The 26218-nt window shown below is 66.6% G+C and carries 25 protein-coding genes and 1 riboswitch; of the genes, 8 read left to right on the forward strand and 17 right to left on the reverse strand.

The features are described 5' to 3' along the window. Positions 1-155 precede the first annotated feature (155 nt). A complete protein-coding gene (locus JOE31_RS03495; RefSeq protein WP_209742155.1) occupies positions 156-806 on the reverse strand; it encodes a nucleoside/nucleotide kinase family protein in 651 nt (216 codons plus the stop codon). A gap of 21 nt (positions 807-827) precedes the next feature. Further along, on the reverse strand, positions 828-3905 hold the full coding sequence (gene pulA / locus JOE31_RS03500) for a pullulanase-type alpha-1,6-glucosidase (protein WP_209742156.1): 3078 nt from the start codon (positions 3903-3905) through the stop codon (positions 828-830). 195 nt (positions 3906-4100) lie between these two features. On the opposite strand from pulA, the gene JOE31_RS03510 reads away from it, so the two are divergent. After that, complete coding sequence (locus JOE31_RS03510) at positions 4101-5186, forward strand: LacI family DNA-binding transcriptional regulator (protein ID WP_209742157.1); 1086 nt, start codon at positions 4101-4103, stop codon at positions 5184-5186. On the opposite strand, the gene JOE31_RS03515 is transcribed toward JOE31_RS03510, so the two are convergent. From JOE31_RS03515 to JOE31_RS03525, 3 genes are all read right to left on the reverse strand, one after another. Beyond that, positions 5128-5466 (reverse strand): multidrug efflux SMR transporter, encoded by a 339-nt coding sequence (locus JOE31_RS03515; protein WP_209742158.1) that lies wholly within the window; start codon positions 5464-5466, stop codon positions 5128-5130. The genes JOE31_RS03510 and JOE31_RS03515 overlap by 59 nt on opposite strands. Continuing rightward, the gene (locus JOE31_RS03520) at positions 5466-5789 is read right to left on the reverse strand and encodes a multidrug efflux SMR transporter (RefSeq protein WP_209742159.1); all 324 of its coding nucleotides are present in this window, start codon (positions 5787-5789) and stop codon (positions 5466-5468) included. Before JOE31_RS03520 ends, JOE31_RS03515 begins: the two co-directional genes overlap by 1 nt. Before the next feature lie 9 nt (positions 5790-5798). Continuing rightward, a riboswitch (guanidine-III (ykkC-III) riboswitch) is annotated at positions 5799-5864 on the reverse strand. An 87-nt stretch (positions 5865-5951) separates the two neighbouring features. Then, positions 5952-7070, reverse strand: a complete 1119-nt coding sequence (locus JOE31_RS03525; protein ID WP_245198953.1) for a LacI family DNA-binding transcriptional regulator — start codon at positions 7068-7070, stop codon at positions 5952-5954. Positions 7071-7297: 227 nt separating this feature from the next. Between JOE31_RS03525 and JOE31_RS03530 the strand changes: the two genes are divergently transcribed. Next, positions 7298-9262 carry a glycogen debranching N-terminal domain-containing protein gene (locus JOE31_RS03530; protein WP_209742161.1) on the forward strand — a complete coding sequence of 655 codons (1965 nt, stop codon included), beginning with the start codon at positions 7298-7300 and terminating at the stop codon, positions 9260-9262. Between the two features lie 6 nt (positions 9263-9268). Here JOE31_RS03530 and JOE31_RS03535 read toward each other — a convergent pair whose 3' ends face one another. Next, the gene (locus JOE31_RS03535; RefSeq protein WP_209742162.1) at positions 9269-9901 is read right to left on the reverse strand and encodes a HutD family protein; all 633 of its coding nucleotides are present in this window, start codon (positions 9899-9901) and stop codon (positions 9269-9271) included. A 122-nt stretch (positions 9902-10023) separates the two neighbouring features. Here JOE31_RS03535 and JOE31_RS03540 point away from each other — a divergent pair, with 122 nt between their 5' ends. The 3 genes from JOE31_RS03540 to JOE31_RS03550 all read left to right on the forward strand — a co-directional run bounded on the left by JOE31_RS03540 (position 10024) and on the right by JOE31_RS03550 (position 12401). After that, positions 10024-10620 carry a phosphoribosylanthranilate isomerase gene (locus tag JOE31_RS03540; RefSeq protein WP_209742163.1) on the forward strand — a complete coding sequence of 199 codons (597 nt, stop codon included), beginning with the start codon at positions 10024-10026 and terminating at the stop codon, positions 10618-10620. Positions 10621-10686: 66 nt separating this feature from the next. Further along, positions 10687-11772: an LLM class flavin-dependent oxidoreductase gene (locus tag JOE31_RS03545; protein WP_209742164.1), complete on the forward strand. Its 1086-nt coding sequence runs from the start codon at positions 10687-10689 to the stop codon at positions 11770-11772. A gap of 83 nt (positions 11773-11855) precedes the next feature. After that, on the forward strand, positions 11856-12401 hold the full coding sequence (locus tag JOE31_RS03550) for a YceI family protein (RefSeq protein WP_209742165.1): 546 nt from the start codon (positions 11856-11858) through the stop codon (positions 12399-12401). A gap of 51 nt (positions 12402-12452) precedes the next feature. Here the strand turns inward: JOE31_RS03550 and JOE31_RS03555 are convergent, their stop codons facing one another. Together JOE31_RS03555 and JOE31_RS03560 are read right to left on the reverse strand one after the other, a co-directional pair. Further along, on the reverse strand, positions 12453-13589 hold the full coding sequence (locus JOE31_RS03555) for a serine hydrolase (RefSeq protein ID WP_209742166.1): 1137 nt from the start codon (positions 13587-13589) through the stop codon (positions 12453-12455). Next, positions 13580-14596 (reverse strand): magnesium and cobalt transport protein CorA, encoded by a 1017-nt coding sequence (locus tag JOE31_RS03560; RefSeq protein WP_209742167.1) that lies wholly within the window; start codon positions 14594-14596, stop codon positions 13580-13582. Before JOE31_RS03560 ends, JOE31_RS03555 begins: the two co-directional genes overlap by 10 nt. A gap of 239 nt (positions 14597-14835) precedes the next feature. On the opposite strand from JOE31_RS03560, the gene JOE31_RS03565 reads away from it, so the two are divergent. Continuing rightward, on the forward strand, positions 14836-16230 hold the full coding sequence (locus JOE31_RS03565; RefSeq protein WP_209742168.1) for a TrkH family potassium uptake protein: 1395 nt from the start codon (positions 14836-14838) through the stop codon (positions 16228-16230). 80 nt (positions 16231-16310) lie between these two features. Further along, positions 16311-16712: a YccF domain-containing protein gene (locus JOE31_RS03570; RefSeq protein WP_209742169.1), complete on the forward strand. Its 402-nt coding sequence runs from the start codon at positions 16311-16313 to the stop codon at positions 16710-16712. Here JOE31_RS03570 and JOE31_RS03575 read toward each other — a convergent pair. From JOE31_RS03575 to JOE31_RS03615, 9 genes are all read right to left on the reverse strand, one after another. After that, entirely contained in the window at positions 16709-17461 is a 753-nt protein-coding gene (locus tag JOE31_RS03575) for a 2-phosphosulfolactate phosphatase (protein ID WP_209742170.1), read from the reverse strand. The genes JOE31_RS03570 and JOE31_RS03575 overlap by 4 nt on opposite strands. Further along, a complete protein-coding gene (locus tag JOE31_RS03580) occupies positions 17458-18327 on the reverse strand; it encodes a DUF4031 domain-containing protein (protein ID WP_209742171.1) in 870 nt (289 codons plus the stop codon). Before JOE31_RS03580 ends, JOE31_RS03575 begins: the two co-directional genes overlap by 4 nt. A 9-nt stretch (positions 18328-18336) precedes the next feature. Beyond that, entirely contained in the window at positions 18337-19155 is an 819-nt protein-coding gene (locus JOE31_RS03585; RefSeq protein ID WP_209742172.1) for a fumarylacetoacetate hydrolase family protein, read from the reverse strand. Positions 19156-19210: 55 nt separating this feature from the next. Beyond that, entirely contained in the window at positions 19211-20047 is an 837-nt protein-coding gene (locus JOE31_RS03590) for a CoA ester lyase (protein WP_209748109.1), read from the reverse strand. A 97-nt stretch (positions 20048-20144) separates the two neighbouring features. After that, on the reverse strand, positions 20145-20459 hold the full coding sequence (locus tag JOE31_RS03595; protein WP_245198954.1) for a hypothetical protein: 315 nt from the start codon (positions 20457-20459) through the stop codon (positions 20145-20147). Next, positions 20456-21535 (reverse strand): tartrate dehydrogenase, encoded by a 1080-nt coding sequence (locus JOE31_RS03600; RefSeq protein ID WP_209742173.1) that lies wholly within the window; start codon positions 21533-21535, stop codon positions 20456-20458. Before JOE31_RS03600 ends, JOE31_RS03595 begins: the two co-directional genes overlap by 4 nt. A 35-nt stretch (positions 21536-21570) precedes the next feature. Beyond that, on the reverse strand, positions 21571-22518 hold the full coding sequence (locus JOE31_RS03605) for a phosphoglycerate dehydrogenase (RefSeq protein WP_209742174.1): 948 nt from the start codon (positions 22516-22518) through the stop codon (positions 21571-21573). 120 nt (positions 22519-22638) lie between these two features. Then, the gene (locus tag JOE31_RS03610) at positions 22639-24015 is read right to left on the reverse strand and encodes a cation:dicarboxylate symporter family transporter (RefSeq protein WP_209742175.1); all 1377 of its coding nucleotides are present in this window, start codon (positions 24013-24015) and stop codon (positions 22639-22641) included. Positions 24016-24107: 92 nt separating this feature from the next. Next, entirely contained in the window at positions 24108-25274 is a 1167-nt protein-coding gene (locus JOE31_RS03615; protein ID WP_209742176.1) for a mandelate racemase/muconate lactonizing enzyme family protein, read from the reverse strand. Between the two features lie 240 nt (positions 25275-25514). Between JOE31_RS03615 and JOE31_RS03620 the strand changes: the two genes are divergently transcribed. Further along, positions 25515-26216, forward strand: a complete 702-nt coding sequence (locus JOE31_RS03620; protein ID WP_209742177.1) for a GntR family transcriptional regulator — start codon at positions 25515-25517, stop codon at positions 26214-26216. The last annotated feature ends 2 nt before the right edge of the window (positions 26217-26218 follow it).

Raw genomic sequence — 26218 nt, forward strand, 5'->3', positions numbered from 1 at the left:
AGGAGCCACGGGGGACCCAGCCACCGGCTGAGACCCGATGATGGTCCGGTGATCCTAGGAGCAGGCTAACAGGGCTGCGCTGCCTTGGACCGTTTGCCGCTGAAATAAGACTTCGGGGAACTCCTGTCCGGCCGGCGGCGAACGAACGGGAGACCCTAGGACCAGGGAATGATCCGGTCCGCGGCAGCACGGGTGGATTCGATCAGCCGTGCGTTTGCTTCGTCGGAGCCGCCGGCCCATTGCTCCGCGGCAGGCCGGTCCATGCCAAAGTGCACATGCCGGTCCACCAGCCGCTCGAGCCGCAGGCCCGGGGGAGTGTCCATGAACCAGACCTGGTCCAGCTGCGCCCGGACCTGCCGCCACACCGGATGGTCCGCCAGCAGGTAGTTCCCCTCGGTGATCACCAGCGGCACCGAGGCCGGAACGCCGATGGAGGCTGCCACGGGCTCATCGATCTCCCGGCGGAAATCCGGCGCGTAGACCACCGGCTCATCCCGCCGCGCGAGCCGCCGCAGCAGCGAGAGGTAACCGCCGGCGTCGAACGTGTCTATTGCCCCCTTGCGCTGCCGCAGCGGCGTGCCGTCGATGATCGCGTTGCCCAGGTGGAAGCCGTCCATCGGCACCACGACGGCCAGGTCCGGGCCAAAGAGCGTGTGCAGGGCGGCCGCGAAGGTCGATTTACCGGACCCCGGCGCGCCCGTGATGCCGAGCAGCGTCCGGTTCCCGGACGCCAGGCGGCCGCGCAGGTCCGCCACGGCCGCCCTCACCTCCGGGTGCCGGAGCGCGTCCGGCGGGATAGATGCCATGGCCACCAGCCTAATTCGCCGTTACCTGGCCTGGAACACCGCCACAGTGCGGGCCGGGATGGTGAAGGTCCCGGACTGCGCATCATATGCGGCCGCCTTGACCACGGAATCGACACCCCCTGCCTGCGCCGGGTGGAGGGCGTAGGCGGAACCGGCCGTGCCGGACACGGTCTGGCTCGTGGCCTCATCCGAGGCATTGAACACCACGACGAGTCCGCGCAGGTTCGGGTCCACGTCCGTCCCGGCTGAATCGTCAATGCGCATCACCACGACGCCCGGGGTTTGTTCCGGGCCGCCTCCCGGGAAGGACACCTTCTGCTGGACCAGTCCGGCGTCGCCCAGGTGGAACAACGGCGTGCTCTTGCGGATCTGCAGCAGTTCCTCGGCCCGTTGACGGGCTTCTGCGATGTGCGCGGAAGCCGGCTTCTGGGCCGGATCTGCCAGCAGCGGGCGCATGTAGCCGTACTTGTCCTCGTTGTCAGCCTTGGGCGGCAGGCCGCGGCCGAAACCGTTGGTGGTATCCGTGTGGTCCAGGACGTTGAACCAGTCACCGGAATCGTAGCTGTTGCGGTCCAGTGACTTGCTGCGCAGTGACTCGCCTCCGGCGTGCCAGAAGGAGATGCCCTGGCCGAAGGCCGTGGTGCTGAGCGCGAGGGTCTGCATCCGGGTGCGGTCGGCCATGGGCGTGTCCTGCGGCAGTTTCAAGGCGAGGGCGTCGAACAGCGTCTCGTTGTCGTGGGCCTCCACGTAGGTGATGGCCTCCTGGGGATCGCTTGTGTACCCCGCCGGGGCGCCGTTGTAGGGTACGTCCGAACCCTTGACGGCGGCGCCGGTGCGGTCAATGAAGGAGTAGTCCTTCAGGTTGCCGGTCAGGCCCACCTTCACCAGGTCCTGTGCGAGGAGGAGGGCGGCCTTCTGCTGTTCGGGCGTGCCGTTGGCCGGGGAATCGTTGGGATCCGTGAACAGTCCGGAAGCGAACCCCTGGACGCGCGGATCGGGGTCGAACGGGCCTCCGCCGCGGACGGCGTCGCGCAGGCGGTCGTTGAACGTGCCGATGCCGGTCCCGGCCATGTTCGCCTGGGTGGCCTGCACGAACCTGGCATTGTTGGCCACCTCGCCGAAGTTCCAACCCTCGCCGTACAGGGCGATGTTCTTGCCGTCCACGCCGTCTTTGGGCAGGGTCAGCTTGTCCAGGGCAGCCCTGACGTCCAGCATGTTCTGCTTTGAGTGGTGCCCCATGAGGTCGAAACGGAACCCGTCCAGTTTGTAGGTCCTGGCCAGGGTGATCAGCGAGTCGACCATGAGTTTGCCCATCATGGCGTTCTCGGTGGCCGTGTTGGCGCAGCACGTGGACGTCTCCAGGGATCCGGTGGCGGCGTTCAGGCGGTGGTAGTAGCCCGGGACAATCCGGTCGAGGTTGTTGCTCCCGGACTGTCCTGCGCTGGAGGTGTGGTTGTAGACGACGTCCTGGATGACCCGTGCGCCCGTGGTGTTCAGGGCGGCCACCATCCCGCGGAATTCAGTGATCCTGGTGGGTCCGTCAGGGTTGGTGGCGTAGGAGCCTTCCGGCGTTGTGTAGTGCAGGGGATCGTAACCCCAGTTGAAACCGTCCTTGGCGGCAGTCCCGGCCACGCAGGCCTGCTGTTCCTCTGAGTCGGCGGGAAGGGCGGCCAGGTCGCAGATCGGTTCGCGCTGTTCGCTGCGGCGTTCCTCGATGGTGCCGATGTCGTTGACGGGCAGCAGGTGGACCGCGTTCATCCCGGCGTCCACCAGTTCCTGCATGCGCTTCATGCCGTTGCTGCCGGTGTCCGTGAACGCCTTGTAGGTGCCGCGGTGCTCGGCAGGAACGGATTCGTCGCTGATGGAAAAGTCGCGCACGTGCAGTTCGTAGAGGGAAAGGTCCTCCGGCTTGCTGAGCGCGGGCTTCTGGAGTCTGGCCCAGCCGGCCGGTGCCAGCGACTTGTCATCCACATCCACGAACAGGCTGCGTTCGGAGTTGGCGGAAAGGCCCACGCTGTAGGGGTCCGTGACGAGGTTCCGCTCAACTTTGCCGGTTTCCGGGACGAACACCTCCACTTCGTACAGGTAGTAGGCGCCGTTCCAGTCCTTGTCCCCGGTAACGGACCATACGCCGTCCTTGCCGGGTTTCATGGCCGTGGTGGCCACTGGTTCGCCGCCTGAGCCGGACGCGTAGGTGCGGAGGGTGACGCTGCGGGCCGTGGGGGCCCACAGCGAAAGCTCCGGGCGCTTGCCCTTCCAGGTCAGTCCGAGTTGCCGCTCTGCGGCTCCGGGGTAGAGCGAGTCCAGGACGCCGGGAACCTGGACCCCGGTGGCGGCTGTGACCTTGCCGTCGGGGCCGATCGCGGCCACCAGCAGTTGGCCTTTCAACAGTTCCTTGGCCTGGCGCGCATCAGCTTCCGTCAGTCGGAGGGAGGCAAGGGCCGCCAGGTGCGGATACTTGGCCGCAAGGCCTGCATCCAACCCTTTGGCGTTGAGCTCGAGCGGAAGGGAGGAACCGCCGGTGACCTGTCCGTCCGCAACTGCCAGGCCGCCGTCGGGAGCGCTGTAGAGCCGGTAGCTCGTCCCCTCGGCCGCGGGGGCCTTCCATGCGATGGTGTCCGCCGTCAGCCAGTGCGCCCCGGCCTCGGCTCCGAGCGCGTCCGGCACGTCGTCCGTGAGGGTGTGGCTGGCGTGGTCGTAGGTGAACGTCACCGGTCCTCCCGGCGCGGTGAGCGCGATGTCGCCGCCGCCCGCCACTCCTCCGGCCCCGTAGTTTTCGTCCCATGAATTGTTGAGGGCGACCTTCATGGCGTAGGTGCCGGGCGGGACATCGAAGGTGGCCCGGTACAGGGTTGCAGATCCCTCGACCGGCAGCAGCCTGCTGGCGGTGCACTCCGGCTGCCAGTCGCCCGGGCAGCCGATTTCGGACTGCAGTGATCCTACGAGGGCCACCGTGCCGGGAGTGGCGGTGTGGTCCGCAAAAGCGGGGAGGGCGAGGCCGCCCAGGGTGAGGGGAGTGACGCAGGCTGCGGCCAGCGCAGCCAGGAGCTTCCTGTTGAGGGCGGGCGGGGACCCGGGCAGGCGGGAGTGGCGAATCATGGGAGACCTTCCTTGGCAATGCCCCAGAACGGCATCAGCGGTGAGCGGGGATACCGATGAGCCTAGGTAGCTGTTGTGATGCACGTCAACCATTTACCGAAAATTTTACGTTCTGTTTTCATGAGATGCGGCGTGCTGTTTACGTAGACTGGGAGCACCATGACTTCCGGACGGCTGTTCCGGTGAAGGAGCCTTATGAGCACGACAGCGGGCCGCGCAGACCCTGACGCCCCGGAGCGACCCAAGCTGGAGGACCTCGCCCGGAAGGTGGGCGTCAGCATCGCCACCGTGTCCCGCGTGGTCAACGGCCGGAAAGGCGTTTCGCGTGAGGTGCGGCAGGCGGTTCTCGCCGCGATGGACGACCTTGGCTACGAGCGCCCGGACCGTGCGCGGAGCACCACCCGGGGCCAGGTGGGGATTATCGTCCCGGACTTGACCAATCCGATCTTTCCGGCAATTGCGCAGACCGTCGTATCGCTCCTGTCCCAGGAGGACTTCATCCCGATTCTCTGTGCGTTGCCGGGCGGGGGACGTTCAGAAGATGAGTACATCGAGATGCTTGTGGCGCAGGAAGCGTCCGGAATCATTTTCATCTGCAGTTCACACGCCGACGGCCAGGCCAGCCTGGAGCGCTACCACCGGCTGCGCGGCCGCGGCATCCCCTTCGTCCTGGTCAACGGTGCCCGCCCGGAACTGGCGGCCGCTTCCGTGTCCAATGACGACGCCGCGGCAATCTGCACCGCGGTGCAGCACCTCGCCAGCCTGGGGCATCGGAAGGTGGGGCTGGCCATCGGCCCGCACCGCTTCATCCCCAGCAGGCAGAAGCTGGCCGGATTCCGCTCCGCCCTCGCCGAGTACCTGGACATCGAGGACCCGGAACCACATACGGCCACCAGCATGTTCACAGTGGAAGGCGGGCAGAGCGCGGCGAATGAGCTCCTGGACTCCGGCCACACGGCGATTGTGTGCGCCTCCGACGTCATGGCACTCGGCGCCATCCGGGCGGCCCAGGCAAGGGGGCTGCGAGTCCCGGAGGACGTGTCCATCGTCGGTTTCGATGACTCCCCGCTGATGGCCCTGACCAACCCGCCGCTGACCACGCTCCGGCAGCCTGTCGCGGCCATCGCGCACGCCGCCGTCCACGCCCTGGCGGCCGACATTGCCGGCGAACACTCCACGCGCTCGCCGGTGGTCCTGGCGTCCGACCTGGTGGTGCGCGGCTCTACCGGTCCTGTGGCAGAATCTTCAACCCCGCCGCGCAGCCAACGATCCCGGCGATGAACAGCAGCTTGAGCGGGCTGGCAGGCTCGACACCGGTGGCCATGGCCCAGCCCACTGTCAGCGCGGCGCCGATGCCCACCCACACGGCGTAGGCGGTCCCGAGCGGGATCGATTTCACGGCGATCCCCAGCCCCGCCATGCTCAGAGTTGCGGTGACGGCAAAGACAGCAGTGGGCAGTGCCTGGGAGAAGCCGTCGGACAATCCCAGTGCCGTGGCCCAGACGGCCTCCAGCACGGCGGAAGCGAGCAGGACCAGCCACGCAATGGCATTCCTGGTCATTACGCCACCACCTTCAGGCCCACCACGGACGCCGCGATGCCGGCGAGCAGCAGCAGCCGCGCCGCCGTCGCGCGTTCCACTTTGGTGACCATCGCGTAAGCGGAGGTCAGCACTACGCCGACACCCACCCACACCGCGTAGGCAGTGCCTGTGGGGATGGACTGCATAGCGATGGCGAGGCCGCCGGTGCTGGCGATGACGGAAACCAGGAAGACCGCCGCGGGCAGCACACGCCGGCGGCCTTTGGCCTGGGACGTCCGGTGCAGCGCTGCGGCCCAGACGGCCTCGAGGGCGCCGGAGAAAATGAGGATTAACCACGACATGACAGATCCTTTGGCCAGTCTTGTCGCGTGCCGGGTACTGAACCGTCGTCCGGAGGCTCCGGACGGGAACCTTGGTCCCAGCGTAGCAACGCCCGACGGCGGGCGGCCACCGTTGGTGGCCAAGCTCACCGGGGCTTCGCAGGCCGGTGTCTTAGCTGCACGCTAGCTGGTGCCGGTTGCCGCCAGCGGCAGCGGAATCCGTTCCACCACCCGCGGTGCAAGGAGGAGCTGCCTTTTCGGCGGGCTGGGGTCTGCAGGGACGGAACCGCCCCCGGTTCGGGCGGCGCCCGTTCCGGCAACGGGGCCGGTTCCGGCCAGCTCGTCAGCCAGGACACGGATAATGTGGCGCGCTGCCTCCTCCACGGGCTGGGCGACGCTGGACAGTCCCAGGGCGGCAGCCACGGGAGTGTTGTCAAAGCCCACGACGGCGGGCCGGCCGGCAGGCAGCCCGGAGCCGGAACTGCCAAGCCGTGATTCCCGCAGCGTCTCCGCGGCACCCAGCGCCAGGGAGTCGCTGGAACAGACGACGGCGGTGGCTCCCCTTGATGCCAGTAGTGCTGCTCCGGACGCGCCGCCGGCAACGGTGTCCTCCGTTTCCACGCTGAGGGCCGGCACATCCGAGCCCCGTCCTGCCTCGGTCATGGCGCGCTCCCAGCCGTGGCGGCGGTCCGCACCCACCGGATCGCCCGTGTACCAGCCCAGGAATCCGATCCGCGAGTGGCCCTGCGCCAGCAGCATCCTCACGGCCTCTTCCGTTCCGGCGGCCCCGTCCACGTCCACCCAGGGGTGGTCCGCCGCTGCGGGGTGCCCGGCGGCATCCCAGGGCCTGCCGAAAACGGCGAAAGGCGTGCCGCGTTCCTGCAGCCACCGGGTCCGGGGGTCGTCGGGGGTGCTGGAGGTGAGGATGAATCCGTCCAGCCCGGCGACGTCCAGAAGTTGTTCGTACTGGCGGATTTCGTCCCGGTCCGAGTCGGCGCAGAAGAGCGTGAGCCGGTAGCCGGCCGACTGGGCTGCTTCCGTGAGCGCGTGCAGGAACCGGTCCAGGACGGCGCCGTTGATGCCGTCCGTGGCGGGAAGGAGCCGCATGCCGAAGTTCATGGAACGCTGGGTGCGCAGTTGGCGGGCGGCGGCGCTGGGCCGGTAGCCGGCCGCGGCGATGGCGGCCTGGACGCGTTCCCGGGTGGCGGGCTTGACCTTGTGCGGGGCGTTCAGCACGTTGGAGATGGTCTGCCGCGACACGGCAAGTTCGCCGGCCAGGCTGGCGAGGGTGGGCCGGGGCAAACGGGGCTCCTTGGGACGCGGGTACTGGGTGCAGGTCCGCCCGGACAGTGGTCGGCGGGCGTCCCGGCAAGGCCGCAGCATGGTGGACTTTTCCCTCACAGACTAACGTGTGAGACGATTTAACCGCACAAATTTGATCGATCAAATTTCCGCGCCCAGGTTCACGCCCGGTACTGCGGGACACCATCCTCCGCACCCACATCCAGCAGCACAGGAGTTGTTTCACCGTGGCCTCTGAACAGCCATACCTGCACAATCTTTCCGGCGTTTTCAGCGCCCCCATCCAGGCATGGTCAGACGCCCATGGCCAGATCCGCCACGCCGGCGCGCAGGGGATCTACTGCGGCGATGACCGCGTGCTCAACACCGCCGTCCTCACGGTGGACGGGCGGGAACCGGAGTGGGTGTCCACGCAGTTGCGTTCCTCCAAGGAAACCGACTACATCTATTTTGTGCGTGCCGACGCCGAAGTAGCGGACCCCCTGCTCTCCCTGGTGCGCACGCGCACGGCAGATTCCGGCAGGGTCCGGTCCGGCGGGGACACCGAAACCCTCACCGGTTGCTCCGGCCGGGTGGCTGAGACGTTGCGCCTTGAATCGGCCATGCGGGAGCCGGTGTCGCTGACTGTCCGTCTGACCCTTGGCACGGACAACACCACGATGGAGACCATCAAGCAGGGCGCGCGTGGCGGCGCCCCGGTGGAGCCGCAGGGGACCACCTGGTCCTGGCGGGACAAGGACACCACCCTGGCACTCACGGCGGGCAACGGAACCGTCAGCATCCATGGCAGCACGGTGACCATCGACTGGGCCGTGGAGGTGCTTCCCGGAGTGCCCGTGGAGCTGGCCTGGGCGGTGGACCTGACGGACGAGGATTCCCCGATGCTCGCCGCGGACGGGGACCCCATCGTTGCTCCGGCCTCAAACGACCCCCGGCTCAGCAGGCTCCTGGAACGGTCCGTCAGCGACCTCAACAGCCTGCGCCTGGCGCACTACTCGCATCCGCATGACACGTTCCTGGCGGCCGGCGCCCCGTGGTTCTTCACCATGTTCGGCCGTGATTCCATCATTGCGGCGCGCATGCTGCTGCCCATCAACACGGCCATTGCCGGCGGAACGCTCCGCGCGCTCGCCGGCCGGCAGGGCACGGAGACGGACCACACCACGGCCGTCCAGCCCGGCAAGATCCTGCACGAGGTCCGCCGGACCGTCCTGACCATGGCCGAGAGCGGGCAGGCCCTGCGCCTGCCGCCGGTGTATTACGGGACCATTGACGCCACGCCGCTGTGGATCTGCCTCCTGCACGACGCCTGGAAAGCCGGCATGCCGGATGCCGAGGTGGAGGAACTCCTGCCCAACCTCCAGGACGCCCTCGAATGGCTCAGGGACCATGGCGACCTGGACGGGGACGGCTTCCTGGAATACCTTGACGCCTCCGGCCAGGGCCTGGTGAACCAGGGCTGGAAGGACTCCGGCGACGCCATCCGCTGGCACGACGGTTCTCTGGCGAAGGGGCCGATTGCGCTCGCCGAGGTCCAGGCCTACGCCTACGAGGCCGCCGTGGTGGGCGCCGAGATCCTGGACGCCTTCGGACGCCCCGGGGCACAGGAATGGCGCGACTACGCGGCAGGCATGGCCGAGCGCTTCCGGGCGCAGTTCTGGTGCGAGGACGAACTGGGTCCCTACCCGGCGCTCGCCCTGGATGCGGACAAGCGCCCGGTGGATGGCGTGACCTCCAACATGGGCCACCTGCTCGGAACCGGAATCCTCAATGAGGAGGAGCAGCGGATCGTGGTGCGCCGCGTCATGGACCCCACCATGTTCTCCGGCTACGGCGTACGGACCCTGTCCACCACCAACGGCGGCTACTGGCCCACCCGGTACCACGCGGGTGCTGTCTGGAGTCATGACACGGCCCTGATCATCAGCGGCATGCTGGCGGACGGCTTCCCGGATGAGGCAGCGCAGCTCGCCGCCGGGCTGCTGCACGTGGCCGAAGCCAACGACTGGCGGCTGCCGGAGCTCTTTGGCGGCCACGGCTCGGACACCATGCGCACCCCCGTGCCGTTCCCGGCGAGCTGCCGTCCGCAGGCCTGGGCCTCGGCCAGCTCGGTGGTGATCGCCGCTGCGCTCGCCCCGAACGGGCGGCCGGCACAGCGGGAGGACCTGCAGCCGTCCGCCGCCAGCGTGTAATGCGGCCTAGCCGGTAACGCGGTCTATAGACACGACTGCCAGGAAGCCCCGGCCCAGGATTTCCGGGGTGCCGGAGTCGGAGCCGACGACGGCGTCATAGCGGCCCAGCGTCTCCGGCTCGCCGGCAGCCGGGGCTGTTTCGGGTGCTTCGCCGTCGCCCGGGGTGTCCCCGCCGCCGGCGGTGCCGGGGGTGACGGTGGCCTGGCCCTGCAGCAGGATGCCCAGCTGGCCTTCGAAGACGGGGTGGGCGCGCTTCTTGGAGAGTTCGATGATGGACGTGTACCCCTTGAACGCCCCGTTCCGGGTAATCACGTTGAGGTCGCGGATGTCGCCTGTGGGCAGTGCGCCGGCTGCGTCCGCATCACCGGAAAAACGGAAGGGCCGGTACTTCTCCAGCGGGTGTTCGGCGCCGTCAACCGTCAGCAGGAGGAGTTCGCCTTCGATGACGGTCAGCACGCGGTCCATGCCGGGAAAAGCGGAGAACTCGCCGGCCTTGGACACCTCGGCGATGCTCACCCGCCAGTCCCACACGCCGTCCTGTGAGGAAGCAGCTTTCGGATGGCTGGCCAGTTCGCGGGTGACCCCGCCCTTGTTGCGCCACGGTTCGGCCCTGAGTTCGGCATAGCGGATGATCTCCATCCGACCAGCCTAGCGGCCGGGGGCCGGGCGGCGTCGGCAGGGACGCCGGTGAAGGGGTGTCGGTGGGGGTTTCGCGGACTTGCTAACGTCAGGTGGAGGAATTACGGCAGGAGGAGCCAGGGATGTTCGTCAAGGTGTGCGGGTTGAGTACGCCGGAGTCGGTCCGGGAAGCGGCCGGCGCCGGTGCGGACGCCGTCGGCTTTGTCCTGACCAGGAGTCCGCGCGAGGTCACGCCCGCCCGCGCGCGGGAGCTTCTGGCCGACGTTCCGGCCGGCACCCCGGCTGTGGGCGTGTTCCGGCACGAGCCGGTGGCGGACGCCATCGCGCTCGCCCGCGACGCCGGCCTGGACTGGATCCAACTCCATGGGGACCGCACCCCGCAGGACGTCGAAGCAGCGCACGACGCCGGCATGAAGGTGATCAGGGCCGTCACCATGGGTGCCTCACCGGAAGCATTCGGCAGCTGGGGCGAGGAACTGCTGCTGATCGACGCTGCTGTTCCGGGCTCCGGGGAGGCCTGGGACTACGCCTCGGTGCAGGCCAAGGGGCTGGCCGGCCGGAACTGGCTGCTGGCAGGGGGCCTGGACCCCGCTAACGTCGCCCTGGCCGCGAAGGAAGCCGGTGCGTGGGGAGTGGATGTCTCCTCCGGCGTCGAAAGCTCGCGCGGGGTAAAGGACCTGGCGAAGATCCGGGCGTTCGTGCTGGCGGCGAAGGCTTAGCACCCTTCCGCTGGGGTACACGGCGTCAGCCGGAATGGATGGCGCACGGTTCTTGTTGCCGCAGTCATGAAGCGCATCGGATTTCTTTCCTTCGGCCACTGGGGCAACGTTGAGGGGTCCCGTACCCGCACCGCCCGGGATGCGCTGCTGCAGGGCATCGACCTCGCCGTGGCAGCTGAGGAACTGGGGATCGACGGCGCCTTCTTCCGGGTGCACCACTTTGCCCGCCAGCAGGCCTCCCCGTTCCCCCTGCTGGCCGCCATCGCCGCCCGCACCAGCCGGATCGAAATGGGCACCGGCGTCATCGACATGCGGTACGAGAACCCGCTGTACATGGCCGAGGAAGCGTCCGCCACGGACCTGATCAGCGGCGGGAGGCTGCAGCTCGGGGTCAGCCGCGGTTCACCCGAACCTGCCCGGGACGGAGCAGCGGTGTTCGGCCATGTTCCGGCCGACGGCGAGAGCCCCGCTGACATGGCGCGCCGACACACCGCAGTGTTCCGCCATGCCATCACCGGCGCCGGGGTGGCCGAATCCGATCCACGCTATGGCGGCGGACCCGGCAGGCTTCCGGTGCAGCCGAACTCGCCGGATCTTGCCCGCCGGATCTGGTGGGGCGCCGGATCCCGCGCCACCGCCGTGTGGACCGCGGAACAGGGGATGAACCTGATGAGTTCCACGCTCCTGACCGAAGACACAGGTGTGCCCTTCGACGAGCTGCAGGCGGAGCAGATCAGCATGTTCCGTGATGCCTGGGCCGGCGCAGGCCACCAGCACACGCCGCGGGTATCGGTCAGCCGCAGCGTCCTGCCCATCGTCGACGACGAGGACCGCCGGTACTTCGGCCTCAGCGCCCTGCGGGAAAGGCGGGACCAGGTGGGCATCATCGACGGCCTGGTGGCACGGTTCGGAAAGAGCTACGTGGGCGAGCCTGAGGCGATCGCCGAGGAACTTGCGGCAGACGCCGCGGTGCAGGCTGCCGACACGCTGCTCCTCACTGTCCCGAACCAGCTGGGCGTGGACTTCAACGCCAAGCTGCTGGGCACCATTGCCCGCCACATTGCCCCCGCCATCGGCTGGCAGCCTAAATGGGCTGCGTCTGCGGCTACAGCCCCGGCTGAGGTGCCGGGCGCGGAGGCTAGCCGTGGGTAGGGGTCTTCGCTAGCATTCAGCTGGGGAGCACCCCGAAGAACCCGGCGGGCCACGCCCGCCAACCGAGTCAAAGGAGACCCGTTGTGACTCTGCCCCAAGGTATTACCCCCGGCATTTGGACCCTCGACATGTCCCACAGCGAAATCGGGTTCACGGTCCGCCATGCCGGCATCAGCAAAGTCCGCGGCCGCTTCACCGACGCCTCGGCGGAGGCGCACGTGGGAACGTCCCTGGCAGCCTCCAGCCTGCACGCCACCGTCAAGACGGCGAGCTTCGACTCCGGCGATGCCAACCGTGATGCCCATGTACGCGGAGCGGACTTCTTCGACGTCGAGCAGTATCCCGAGATGACTTTCCGGGCCACGGGCATCGAAGGCGACGGCGAGGACTACACCGTCACCGGCGACCTCACCATCCGCGGCATCACCAAGCCCGTGGAACTCGAAGTGGAGTTCACCGGCGTGGCGGTTGATCCGTTCGGGGCCACCCGGGCGGGATTCAGTGCCGAGGCCGAAATCAGCCGCAAGGAGTTCGGACTGACCTGGAACGCGGCCCTCGAAGCCGGCGGGCTGCTGGTAAGTGACAAGGTCAAGATCAACGTGGAGGCGGCCCTGGTCAAGCAGAGCTAGACCGGAAGGACCGGCCACGGGGCGCGGCGCCAGCCGGGCGGCCGCGGCGGCTCAGGTCCAGGGCATCCGGAGGATCAGGGAAAACAAGGCGGCGTAGTCGTAGCTCGTGGAGCCGTTGGACATGAGCACGACTGCCCTGCCCCGTTCCGGGTAGAGGCGCATGATGTTCCAAAACCCCAGCCCGGTGCCGAAGTGCTCCACGTAGGACCCGTGGGGCCCGCGGGTGTGCTTCCGGAACCAGCCTGCGGAGTGGTCAAACCCCTTTCCCGGGACATGGATTTGGCGCATTGCCCGGGCCGTGGATTCCTGCAGAATGCGGCTCCCGCCCGCCCTGCCGGCAGCCCCGGACACCGTGGTTCCGAGAGCCGTGGTTCCGGGGCCGGCGGCCAGCCCGTCATTGAGGTGCATCCGGGCAAACTCGGCCGCGTCCAGTACTGTTCCCACCAGGCCGCCGTAGCCCGCGCCGTCAACCAGGAACGGGTTCAGTGACGAGTAGTCGCCGTGCCGTGGGCCCAGAGTCCCCGGCGGGAGGATCCGCGCCAGCACCGGTGCGAGCGGGCGTGGGAGCCGGACATAACCCGTGGCCGCCTGACGCCCTGGCGGATACGAGAAACCGGTTGAATCCATCCCCAGCGGGGTGAGGATCTCGCGTTGGACATAGCTTGTGAACGGCTCGCCGGAGACCTGGCTGATGATCTGCGCCGCCACAAGGTAGCCGACGTTGGAGTAGTGTCCGGTGCCTCCCACCCGGTAGCGGAACGGCCTGCGCCTGGCCATCAGTTGCCGCAGCATCTGTTCCTGGTCCGGCCCCGTTGCGCCCGCGGGGTGGATCCATTTCACGGGCAGCGGATTGCCCAGCCCCGCCGAATGGCTGAGCAGCTGCCACACGGTGGGCTGGGCAGGGCCGGGGGCGCGCAGCCAGGGCAGGTATTCATGCACAGGTGCGTGCAGGTCCAGGAGCCCCTGGTCGGATAGCCGCAGGGCGGCAGTGGCTGTCACCGGCTTGGTCATCGAAAACCATGGATAGACCGTGTCCGCGGTTGCCGGCGTCAGGGCATACACGTCCGCATACCCGGTCGCGCCGGAATACAGCACGCGGTCCCGTGACACGACCGCCAGGGACATTCCCGGCACGCGGGCCCGGTTAGCTGTTTGAGCCAGGGCCGCCCGGAGCGCCGTCAGATCCATTTGTTGTGCCGGAAGGCCGCGTAGAGGATCACGCCCATGACCGCCATCAGGCCCAGCGCCATAGGGTAGCCAAAGACCCAGTCCAGCTCAGGCATGGTGCGGAAATTCATCCCGTAAATGGTGCCTACCAGGGTCGGGGCGAAGAGGATGGCAGCCCACGAGGAGATCCGTTTGACCTGCTCGCTCTGCGCGAAGCTGGATTCCGTCAGGCGCCGCATTTCATCGTTCTGCCGCTGTGCAACCAGCGCCGCGTTGACCGTGAGCGCGTTCTGCAGCAGGGCCCTGAAGGAAGCGGTCCGCTCGCCAAGCCGCAGGACGTGGTCCAGGACGTCGCGCAGGTGGTCCTGCAGTTCGGGGCCGGGCCGGTGCTCGGGTGTGCCGGTGAGCAGGGCCTGCAGGATCCCTGCAAGGGGACTGGTTCCGCGCTGGAACATGATGACCTGGCGCGAGAGCTCATAGATCCGGCGTGACACGTCGGGGTCGCCGCCGAAGAGGTCATCCTCGATTTCGTCGATGTCGTTTTCCAGCCCGGCGGCCACCGGCTCGTATTCATCCACCACCTGGTCCAGGATGGCGTACAGCACGGCGTCGGGTCCCAGCGCCAGGAACTCGGGCTCCGATTCCATCCTGCGGCGGACGCGGGCAAGGTCCGGTGACTCGGCATGGCGGACGGTGACCACAAAGTCAGTACCCACGAAGACGTGGATTTCGCCAAACTCGACCTTTTCGACGTCGTCGAGATAGCGCGCCGGGCGCAGCACCAGAAACAGGGTTTCGCCGTAGTGCTCAAGTTTGGCCCGCTGGTGCCCGGTCAGGGCGTCCTCCACCGCCAGGTGGCTGAGTTCGAACTCGTCTGCCACGGAACGCAGTTCCTGCGAGTCCGGCCGGTACAGCCCGATCCAGGCCATCCCCTCACGCTGCCGCAGCAGGAAGTAGGTCTCCTCGAGCCCTTCCGGGTCGGTGGTCCGGCGGCCATTCACATAGACGGCATTGTCAACAATAGTCACGCTGCGCCTCCTTGTGCGGACCGTCCCTTGCTGTGACGTTAGCCCTTCGCCGGGACGCTGCCAACAGTATGCGCCCGGGCCGCCGTGACGCCGTGAGCGGGCAGCGTAAGGATTTCGTAAAGACCGGGTTAAGCCGGAATCGCACGGTGCTACGCTCCGTGATGCGTCGAACAACAGGCACGTTATAGAGGCACGGCGCCTGAAGCCCTTCGCATGCCCGCCGATGAGAGGATTTTCCAATGGCGGTACCGCTGAGAGGGTCGGCAAAAGCGGGCACGGACATCCGGCCCGGGGACAGCCGCATCAGGCGCCTGCTCCTGCACCCGGTCAGGTCGGTGCCGGTGGCATTCCTTGCCGTAATCATGCTGGGAGCCGGGCTGCTCCTGCTTCCCGCCTCGCATTACCCCACCGACTCCGACACAGCGATGCCCGCCCTGTTCACCTCGGTTTCCGCCGTCTGCGTGACAGGGCTGATCACTGTGGACACGGCCACGTTCTGGACGCCCTTGGGCCAGGCAGTCATCCTCGGGCTGATCCAGGTGGGCGGCTTCGGCATCATGACGCTGGCAACCCTGCTCGCACTGCTGGTCCGCAAGAACCTGGGCCTCCGCGGGCAGCTCGTGGCGCAGTCCGAAACCCACACCTTGAACTTCGGCGATGTCCGGTCCGTGCTGGTGCGGGTCGCCAAAATCATGGCAACCATCGAGGGCAGCACGGCGGCGGTCCTGACGCTCCGGTTCTGGTTCGGGTATGACGCCAACCCGGCCACGGCACTGTGGCACGGCATCTTCCACGCAGTATCCGCTTTCAACAACGCAGGCTTTTCGCTCTACAGCGACAACCTCGTCGGGCTCGCTGAAGACCCGTGGATCATCATCCCCATCTGCGCGGCAGTGGTGGCCGGCGGCCTGGGTTTCCCGGTCATCATCGCCTTGATGGGGGACGGGTTCCGGTTCAAGGAGTGGACGGTCCACGTGCGGCTGACCGTCTACGGCACCCTCATGCTGCTCGCCGCCGGCTTCGTGCTCTTCGCCGCCTTCGAATGGAACCGGCCCGAAACCCTGGGGTCGCTCAGCACCGGCGGAAAGTTCCTCGGCGCACTGGCCGGCAGCGTGTTTCCGCGCACCGCGGGCTTCAACAGCATCGACTACGGGGCCGCCACGCCGGAAACCCTGATGGTCACCAACATCCTCATGTTCATCGGCGGCGGGAGCGCCGGGACCGCGGGCGGTATCAAGATCACCACCTTCCTGATCCTGGGATTCGCCATCTGGAACGAGGTGCGGGGCCGTGAGCAGGTCACCATCGCCCACCGGTCCATCAGTTCCTCGGCACAGCGCCAGGCGCTTTCCGTTGCCTTGCTGGGGGTTGCCGCGGTCATCGCGGGAACGCTCCTGCTCCTGATGTTCACCGACTACAGCCTCGAAAAGGTGCTCTTCGAATCCATTTCCGCCTTCGCCACAGTGGGGGTGAGCACCGGCATCACCTACCACCTGCCGGCCAGCGCGGAGTGGGTCCTGATGGCGCTGATGTTCATCGGCCGGATCGGGACCATCACTGTGGCCTCTGCCCTTGCACTGTCTGCGCATCCGCGGCTCTACCACCTGCCCGAAGAGCGGCCGATCATCGGCTGAAGCAGCGTGGCCCGGAATTCAGGGCCCGGTCAGGGCAGTCCCCTACTTCCGATCACTCGCCCTCGGTGGACAATGGCTGTATGAAGACATTGCTCAACATCATTTGGCTGGTCTGCGGCGGGCTCTGGCTGGCGCTCGGGTACTTCTTCGCGGGGATCATCTGCTGCCTGCTCATCGTGACCATCCCCTGGGGCATCGCGTCCTTCCGGATTGCGTCCTACACGCTGTGGCCCTTCGGCCGCATGGTGGTGGACAAGCCGGGCGGCAACGGCGTGTTCTCGCTGCTGGGCAACGTCATCTGGTTGGTGGTCGCGGGCATCTGGATCGCGATCGGCCACGTGGTGACCGCGTTCGCCATGGCCATCACCATCGTCGGGATCCCGCTGGCCATCGCCAACCTGAAGCTCATCCCGGTTTCGCTGATGCCGCTCGGCAAGCAGATTGTGCCCTCCGACCGGCCGTTCGTCACCAGCTACCGCTAGGCCCGGCGGAAAGCGCCGCCGTCGAGAAGCGCGACGGCGGCGCTTCCGTTGAGTTCCGCTGCGATTTCCACGTCCTCCTGGTAGCCGCCGAAAACGAGCTCCCGTCCGCTGGAGGACTCCAGAAGCGTGCCACCAAGCCGTGGCTCCGCAGCCATGAACGCGTCCATCGCCCACTGCGCCTCCGGGGAGAACCCGCTCCGGCGGTGCTCTGGCAGCGCGGCCAGGAAGGCCCCCGCTCCCAACTGGTCCTCCAGCGCGGGCCGGAGCCCGCCGTCGGGCCACTTTTCCCCGGCCGCGATGACGGCGATCACCGCTGCGGGCGGAAGGTTCCGGGCCGCCCACTCGGCGGTCGCGCGGGCGTTGCGGAGGCATACCGCGGCCACCCGCGGTACTGTTCCCGCCAGGGAGTGGGCCAGCGCGGAGCCGTTGGGCGAGGGAAGCACCACCCTGTCCAGAGCCGGCGCGGAGCGCAGGCTGGCAGGGGAGAGGCTCACCCCGCTCCCGCCGCGCCGGCCGGCGAGGACCGCGTCCTGCGCCGCGGCGAAATCAGCGGCGGTGCCGTCCTTCCAGCGGTAGGGGAACACATTGGCGCCGCGGTCCACGGCGACGCTCACGCACGTGGTGAAACACAGGACATCCACCACCACGGCCAGTTCGGCTCCTGGCGCCACGGCCATGGCGCCATCGAGCCCCCATTCAAAGCGGACCGTAAACGGCAGTTGCCGGTGCGCGGCCTGAACCTCGCTCACGCGAGCTCGCCCGCCAGGTTTCGCCGGGCGGAGTCAAGCCAGAGCTCACGGCCGCGGGCCGTGTTGAACAGCGGGTCCAGCTCCAGCAGGTGACGCACGACGGCGGCGCGTCCCGCCGCGAAGTCGGCGTCGCCGATGTGCGCGAAGTCTTCCCGGACGGCGCTGAGGTAGCGGCCGTACGCCTTGGGTTCGCCGCCGAGAACCGACAGGTCCGCGTCGCAGAGGAGGGCACCGTCGTCGTCCCCCGGTTCCGGACGGTGGTCGGCAGTGAGCCGGACCAGCCGCCCCACCTCGTACGCCTCATCCTGGGACAGTCCGGCGTGCAGGAGCCTGTCCTCGGCCAGCCGCGCCGATTCCTCCTCGTCCTGTCCGGCGATCCCGCGGTAGACGGCGTCGTGGAACCAGGCGGCGAGAACCACGGTGCGTGGCGGGCCGGCCGGCTCGGTGAGCAGGTCCAGGGCCTCCAGGACGGACAGCAGGTGGGTACGGCCGTGGTACTTCCGGTGTTCCTCGCCCCACCGGTCCAGCAGGTCCAGGAACAGGGCGTCGTGGCCGGGCAGCACGGCGTTCCAGCGGTTCAGCAGCGGCACCTTGAGGGCCTTGCCGCGCTGGCGGGCAGGGATGCGGAGCCCGCAGGCAATCAGCTTGCGGACCAGGATCCTTGCCTCAACGGGGATGGCACCGGCCTCCACGAGGGCGTTGTACCTGGCCTCGGAGACGTCGTAATGGTCGCCGTCGAACGCCCGCTCCGGAATGCCGGCGGCCGCCGCGAAGCGGTGCAGCTCGTCGAGGGAGGTGTCCGAGATCAGGTGTGAAAAGTGGGTTCCGTGGGCTGGCCAGAGCGGCGGATCGAGGTATACGGCCATGGGGGAATTCTAGACTTCCGCCCTCACGTTGTTGGTGATGCTGCCGACTCCTTCCACGGCCACAGTGATGGTGTCGCCGTCCTTGAGGAACAGTTGGGGGTCTCGGCGGTATCCCACTCCGGATGGTGTGCCGGTGAGGATGACGTCCCCTGGCTCCAGTGTGGTGAATTCGGAGATGGTGGCGATGAGTGTTGGGATGCTGAAGATCAGGTGGGAGAGATCAGATTTTTGTACCACTTTCCCGTTCAGGGTTGTGCTGATGCCTGCCTTGCTCACCTCGGTTTCTGCCGGGGTGACGATGTAGGGGCCTATCGGGGTGGTGTTGTCCCAGACCTTGCCCTGCAACCATTGGTGGGACTTGTTTTGGTAGTCGCGCATGGTGACGTCGTTGGAGACGCAATAGCCAAGGACGTGGTCCATGGCGTCCTGTTCGGCGATGCGGCGGCCTGTCTTGCCGATGATGACGGCAAGTTCCCCTTCGAAGTCGACCTGGGTGGATTCCGGGGGCAGGATGATGTCGTCGGCGGGTCCGATGAGGGTGGATGTGTACTTGGGGAAGAGAACGGGAAAGACGGCCGTGCTGGCGTCGTTGGCATGGTCCTTGTAGTTCAAACCCACGCAGAGGATCTTCCCGGCCCGTGGCGACGCAGCGCGCAGGGTGACTTCGGACAGGGCAACCCGTGATCCGGTCAGACGGGCAGCACTGGCAAGGAGCTCTGCGGATGTTTCCGGCCCGACGTCAGTGAGCCCGGCCAGCGGGATGAGGTGCGCGCCGTGAACTTCGCCGATGAAGTTGCGACCCTTGTACTGGTAATTTGCGTAGGCCATTCGTTGTCTCTTCCTGATCTTGGTTGCTGTTTACGGCAGTGCGCGGTGAGGGCATTCAGAGTGCCGGTTGCACCCCAAAGGCAACCGCGAGCTTCATGATCTTCCCGGCGCGGCCCAGGCGGGGCAGGTCGGAGCCGTCGCGGATGACGCGGCCGTTGGCTTCGAAGTCGGCCATGAAGTCCGTGGCCCAGGCGACGTCCGACGGCGTGGGGCTGATGACCTCGTTGATGACGTTGGTCTGGTCAATGGCCAGGCAGAGCTTGCCGGTCATGCCCATCATCACGGTGATGCCGGTCTGCTCGCGCAGGATCGGGTGGTTGGTTCCCACCGTGGGGCCGTCGATGGGGCCCGGGAGGTTGCCGACGCGGCTGGCGACAACCAGCTTGGCCCGCGGGTACGCCATGGCCTCGGGAGTGGCCGCCATGCCGGTGTCGCGGCGGAAGTCGCCGGAACCGAACGCCAGGCGGAAGGCGCCCTGGGCCTTGGCGATGTTGTTGGCTTCCTCGATGCCGACGGCGGATTCCACCAGCGGAATCACGGGGGTCTTGCCGTCCATGCGGTGGTAGCTCTCGGTGACCTGGTCCGCGGACTCGGTCTTGGCGAGCATAACGCCGAGCAGGCCCGGGGTGCCGCGCAGTCCGGCGAGGTCATCGGCCCAGAACGGGCTGGTGGCGTCGTTGATGCGCACCCAGGCCTGGCCGCCGGCGGTCAGCCAGTTGATGACGTGTTCGCGGGCGGTGTCCTTCTGCGAGGGGTCCACTGCATCTTCGATATCCAGGATGATCGAGTCCGCGCGCGACACGGCCGAGACGTCAAAAAGCTCAGGCTTCATTGCGTTCACCAAAAGCCACGAACGGGCAATTTCAGCGGGGATGTTTCGTTCGGGCCGCATGGCCTGGGGAACGTCATTGAGCGGCGGGGTGGCGTGGGTGGTGTCTTCGATGCTTTGGGGCATGTAGGTGTGCTGCGTCATGGGTCTCCGTGCTAACTCAGGTTGATGATGGTGGTGGGGATGTCATCCGGTGGTAGCGGAGCCCGTCTTCGGTTTCTTCCGGTTCTGTCCACACCTCGATCCCGAGCGAGGCTTCGTACATGGTGCGTGGTTGGGCGGCGTCGCCTGCGATCCAGAGTGCGGTGGAGTCTGCCATCGCATCATCGACGGTTCCGGTGCGGATGATCCTGCCGTGCTGGCGGATCTGGACAGTCGCTCCGATAAGCCGGCGCCAATTGATGTACTGCCGGAGCATGATCCGCTCTCCGTAGGCAGGTGCCCGATGGGTGCCGGGGCCGGTTGATGGGGTCATGGTGCGGTCAGGGCAGATGCCACCGCTTTGCCTAGTTCTTCTGTGGTGGCATTGCCGCCCATGTCGGGTGTGAGGGCTTTTTCCCCGTGAGCGAGCACGGTTTCCATGGCGGTGGTGATGGCGGCCGCGGCTTCCGGTTCCCCCAAGTGGTCGAGCATCATCGCGGCACACCAGATCTGACCTATGGGGTTGGCGATGCCCTTGCCGGCGATGTCCGGGGCGGACCCGTGGACCGGCTCGAACAGGCTGGGAAACTTGCGTTCAGGGTTGATGTTGCCGCTGGGGGCGATGCCGATGGTTCCCGTGCACGCCGGCCCGAGGTCGGAGAGGATATCGCCGAAGAGGTTGCTGGCGACGACGACGTCGAACCAATCGGGGTGCATGACAAAGTTAGCCGCCAGGATGTCGATGTGGTACTTGTCCACCTTTATCCCCGGGTAGGCGGCGGTCATGGCCTGCACCCGTTCGTCCCAGTAGGGCATGGTGATGGAGATGCCGTTGCTCTTCGTGGCGGAGGTCAGGTGCTTCTTGGGCCGGCTCTGGGCCAGGTCGAAGGCGTATTTGAGGATCCGGTCCACGCCGGTGCGGGTCATGACGGTTTCCTGGATGACCGTTTCGCGGTCGGTGCCTTCGAAGATCTTCCCGCCGATGCTGGAGTATTCGCCTTCGGTGTTTTCGCGCACGACGTAAAAGTCGACATCGCCCGGAACCCTGCCGGCCAGGGGGCTGGGCACGCCGGGCAGGAGCTTGACCGGGCGGAGGCTGACATACTGGTCGAAGTGACGGCGGAACTGCAGGAGGCTGCCCCACAGCGATACGTGGTCGGGGACGACGTCAGGCCACCCGACGGCACCGAAGAAGATGGAATCGAACCGGTTCAGTTCCTCGAACCATCCGTCGGGCAGCATCTTCCCGTGCCGGGTGTAGTAGTCAGCGGAGGCGTAATCGAAGTGTTCGTATGTGAGGTTGAGGTCGAAGGCTGAGGCTGCGGCGTCCAAGACGCGCAGCCCCTCGGGCACAACTTCGGTCCCGATTCCGTCGCCGGGAATGACTGCGATGCGGTGGGATTTCGACATCAGGATCCTTCTTCGTAGTTGGCGTGTGTTCGGCTTTAGCGGTCGACCGGGTGTGCCGGTTCACGGTTTTCGATGACGTCAATGACGGCGTGCGCGGCTGCCAGCCCGGCCCGAGCCCGGGCTTCGGCTGTCTGGCCGGCGAGGTGGGAGGTGATGAGAACGTTATCCAGGCTCCGGAGGGGGCTGTCGCCGGGCAGGGGTTCGCTTTCGAGCACGTCCAGCGCGGCGCCGGCAATGATGCCATCGTTGAGTGCGTTAGCCAGGGCCCCTTCGTCCACGAGCGAGCCGCGGGCTGTGTTGATGAGTACGGCGGTGGGTTTCATCGCTTGCAGCCGGGGCGCGTCGATGAGTTTGCCGGTGCCCTGGCCGCCGCGGGTGTGCAGGGAAAGATAGTCGGCGTCGCGGATGACGGTGTCGAGATCAGTGAACCGGACCGGCTGGTTATCACCGTCAGGGTAGGCGGTGCTGACCAGGACAGTCATGCCAAGGGCGACGCCCAGGCTTGCGGTGGCGCGTCCGCTGGGGCCGAAGCCGATGATGCCGAGGGTGGAACCGTGCAGTTCATGGCCGGCTTCCCGGGGCCAGCGACCTTGGTGGACGCCGTTGGTGACCTCCAGGAGGCGGCGTGCGGCCATGACGATCAGTCCGATGGTCAGCTCAGCGACGGAGTGGTGGTTTGTCCCGGGGGCGTTGCAGACCCTGATTCCTTGTGCGGCCGCGGCAGGGACGTCGATGGAGTCGTACCCCACGCCACTGCGTGCGATGACTTGCAGGGCGGCAGCGCCGGTGAGCATGTCTGCGGTGACCGGCTCGCTGGCTAGGATCGCACCGGAAATGCCGTCGAACAAGGAGCGGCGTTCCTCAGGGGTCCGTGTCCCCCGGGATGGAGCGTAGACCGGTTCCAGGCCGTGTTCGCGCAGGAGCTGGTCAACGGTATCTCCGGGGTGGAGGTAGTCGGTGGTGATCAGGATGCGTGGGGCCATGGTGCGGCTGGGTTCCTCTTCTTGTTTGGGGCGGATGCGCTGCCGTCAGCGGCTGTGGGTTTACGGTTCATGCGGACAGGGCCGCCGCGGTGCGCGCGGCGGCCCTGGCTGGGCGCGGTGCTAGTGGACGTCGACCTTGTCCGGTTCCACGGCGGCCGGTGTCTTTGCCTCGATTTCGTTCTTCTTCCGGCCATGGGCGTGCAGGGCCTCGCGGGCCTGTTCAGGGTCGTAGTCCTTCTCCCATTTGCCGACGACAACGGCTGCCATCACGTTGCCAAGGACGTTGATGAACACCCGGCCTTCGTTCAGGAGCCGGTCGATGCCGACAATGAGGGCGAGAGCGGCCAGCGGGATTCCGCCCACTGAGCTCAGAGTGCTGGCCAGGACGATAAACGCGCCGCCGGCAATTCCAGCGGTGCCCTTGCTGGTGAGCATCATGACGCCGACCATGACCAGCTGCTGTTCCCAGGAGAGGTCCATGCCGACGGCCTGGGCCAGGAACACTGAAGCCATGGTCAGGTAGACGGCGGATCCGTCGAGGTTGAAGGAGAACCCGGACGGGATCACGATGCCGACGGTGGACTTGCCGACGCCCATGGCTTCGAGCTTCTTGATCAGCTGCGGAAGGACCGCTTCGCTGGAGCAGGTGCTCAGGGCGATGAGCAGTTCTGCCTTGAAGTAGCGCATCACCGTGAAGATGTTCAGTCCGCAGGTACGGGCGATAATGCCCAGAACTACCAGGACGTAGAGGATGCAGGTTCCGGTGAACAGCAGGACCAGGTATCCGAGTTGCTGCAGGCTCTGGGTGCCGTAGTTGGCCACAACGGCCGCCAGCGCACCGAACGTGCCGATGGGGGCGAGGCGCATGACCCAGGTGACGATCTTGAAGATCACTGTGGACAGGGCCTGGATGCCCTTGGTGAGGAAGGCACCGGCTTCTCCGGAGACGTTCATGGCGGCACCGAACACGATGGAGACCATCAGCGCGGCGATGATGGTGTGGCCGGTGAGGGCTCCGAACAGCGATTCCGGAATGATGTTGCTGACGAACTCGAGGCCGTCGAAGCTCTTGTTAGCGGCCGCAGGAACCTTGCTCGAGTCCAGCTGTGATGGATCGATATTCATGCCGTCGCCGGGGCGGAAGACGTTGGCGACGACCAGGCCGATCAGCATCGACACCAGCGACAGGGCCAGGAAGTAGCCCAGCGCCTTCACCCCGATGCGGCCTGCCTTGCGCAGGCTGTCCATCGAAGCGATGCCAAGGGACACGACGCAGAACACCACTGGGATGACGATCATCTTCACCAGGGCGATGAACCAGTCGCTAAGGGGGGTGAGTTGTTTGCCGACGGAGGGCAGGAGCAGGCCGACGGCGATGCCCAGGACTGCGCCCAGGACAACTTGGAACCAGAGTTCGCGAATCAGCCGGCCGAACCGGGATCGCTGCTTGGGCGGGTGGGCGGAATGCTGCGGGTTCTGCATTGTGTGGGAGGACATCTTGGTGCTCCTTTGCACGTCGGACGGAGAAAGTTGGAGGGGTGCGGTCCCGGGCAGTGATGCTGCCCGGGACCGGGGCACTACCGGATTGGTTAGTTGTGCAGCGCGCGCAGGACTTTGTAGAACTCGGCCTTGCCCTCGAGCCCGATACCCGGCAGGTCACCCGGGGCTACGCGGCTGTTGACGATGACGGCGTCGTCGGTGAAGCCGCCGGTCGGCTGGAACTCGCCCGGGTAGGACTCGTTGCCACCGAGCTTGAGGGCTGCGGCGATGTGCAGGGAGAACTGGTGTCCGCCGTGGGGGATGCAGCGGCGTGAGGACCAGCCGTGCTGGGCGAGCATGTCCTGGATCCGGCGGTATTCGGTCAGGCCGTAGCTCAGGGCCGGGTCGACCTGGATGAAGTCGCGGTCCGGGCGCATCCCGCCGTAGCGGACCAGGTTGCGGGCGTCCTGGAGGGAGAACAGGTTCTCTCCGGTGGCGATCGGGTTTTTGTAGTGCTCGGAGAGGGTGGCGTTCAGGGCGTAGTCCAGCGGGTCTCCGACTTCCTCGTACCAGAACAGCCCGTACTGGTCGATGGCTTTGCCGTATTCAAGGGCGGTGTCCAGGTCGAACTTGCCGTTGACGTCCACCATCAGGCGGGAAGCGTCGCCGTCGAGGACCTCGATCACGGCTTCGATGCGGCGGAGGTCTTCAGCGAGGTCGGCGCCGCCGATCTTCATCTTGACCACGTTGTAGCCCTTGGCGAGGAAGCCGCGCATTTCGTTCTGCAGGTCCTCGAGGCTCTTGCCGGGTGCGTAGTAGCCGCCAGCGGCGTAGACGAAGACGTCCTTGTCCGGGTTTCCGTCGCCGTAGTGGTCAGAGATCCACCGGTAGAGCGGGACGCCGGCGATCTTGGCCGCGAGGTCGTGCAGGGCCATGTCGGCGACGCCGACGGCCACCGAGCGCTCGCCGTGGCCGCCGGGCTTTTCGTTGGACATCATCAGGTCCCACGCCTTCTCCGGCGAGAGCTGGCCGTCCTCGTCCAGAAGATCCTCGGACGGGGCATCCATGATGCGCGGAAGAATGCGATCTTTCAGGATGCCGGTCGCGTTGTAGCGGCCGTTGGAGTTGAATCCATAACCAACCAGGGGCTTTCCGTCGACGAACACGTCGCTGACCAGGGCGATGATCGTGCAGTCCATCTTGGTGAAGTCAATGAAGGCGTTCCGGATCGAGGAACTGATGGGAATGGTGCCAACGTGGGCGGAAACGATTTTCATCTTTGAATCTCTCCTGTGTGGGTATCTTATTTCTTATAAGACTTGGATCAAAGCTAATCCGAGGCGGCGACGAGGGGTATGGGCCCTTCGAGCGAATATCTTATAAGATCTTGGAATCAAGGTTAGCCTGAGGGTGATGGGGCGCACAAGTCTTTCCGAGGAATTTCTTATAAGATGTTTCCAAGGCAGTGAAGTGTGAACAACGGGGGCCATACCTCGGTAAGAGATTCGGAGCGTCAGATGAGCACCACGAACGTCTTTTCCAGCAAGGGCAGCCTGGCGTACAACGAACTCCGCCAGCTGATCCTTTCCGGTGGCCTGACCCCGGGCTCGCGCATCTCCCAGTACGAACTGGCGGACAACATGCACATGAGCATCACGCCCCTGCGTGAGGCGATCCGCCGGCTCGCCAGCGAGGGCCTGATCATCATGGACACCCACCGGGATTCCCGCGTGGCTGACATGAGCGCCTCCGAAGCGCGCGAACTCCTTGAAGTCCGCCTCTCACTGGAACCGTCAGCAACGGAACTGGCAGCCGCCCGCCGGACCGATGCCGATATTGCAGCAATGCGCACGGCAGCCGAGAAGCTCTTGCCGGTCACGCGGGTCTGGGGCGAGGACGCCATCACCGTGCACAGGGAATTCCACCGCGCTGTCTACGCGGCCTCGCACAACGACGTCATGATCAAACTCCTGGATGACCTGTGGGACAAGTCCGACCGTTACCGCCGCATCGGGCTCGAGCTCCCCTCCGGTGACGAGCCCCGCACCATCGACCTGAACCAGCACCACCAGATCCTCGAGCTCGTCATTGCCCGGGACGGCGCTGGCGCGGCCGACCTCGCGCGCACCCACATCGCCAACAGCCTCACGGCCTCTGTAACCGGAGCCCTGGAGGAACGCGAAACCGTCCAGACAGCAGCCTTCGAGAAAACCGCCTAACC

This window comes from Arthrobacter sp. PvP023 (genome assembly GCF_017832975.1).
Lineage (GTDB): Bacteria > Actinomycetota > Actinomycetes > Actinomycetales > Micrococcaceae > Arthrobacter.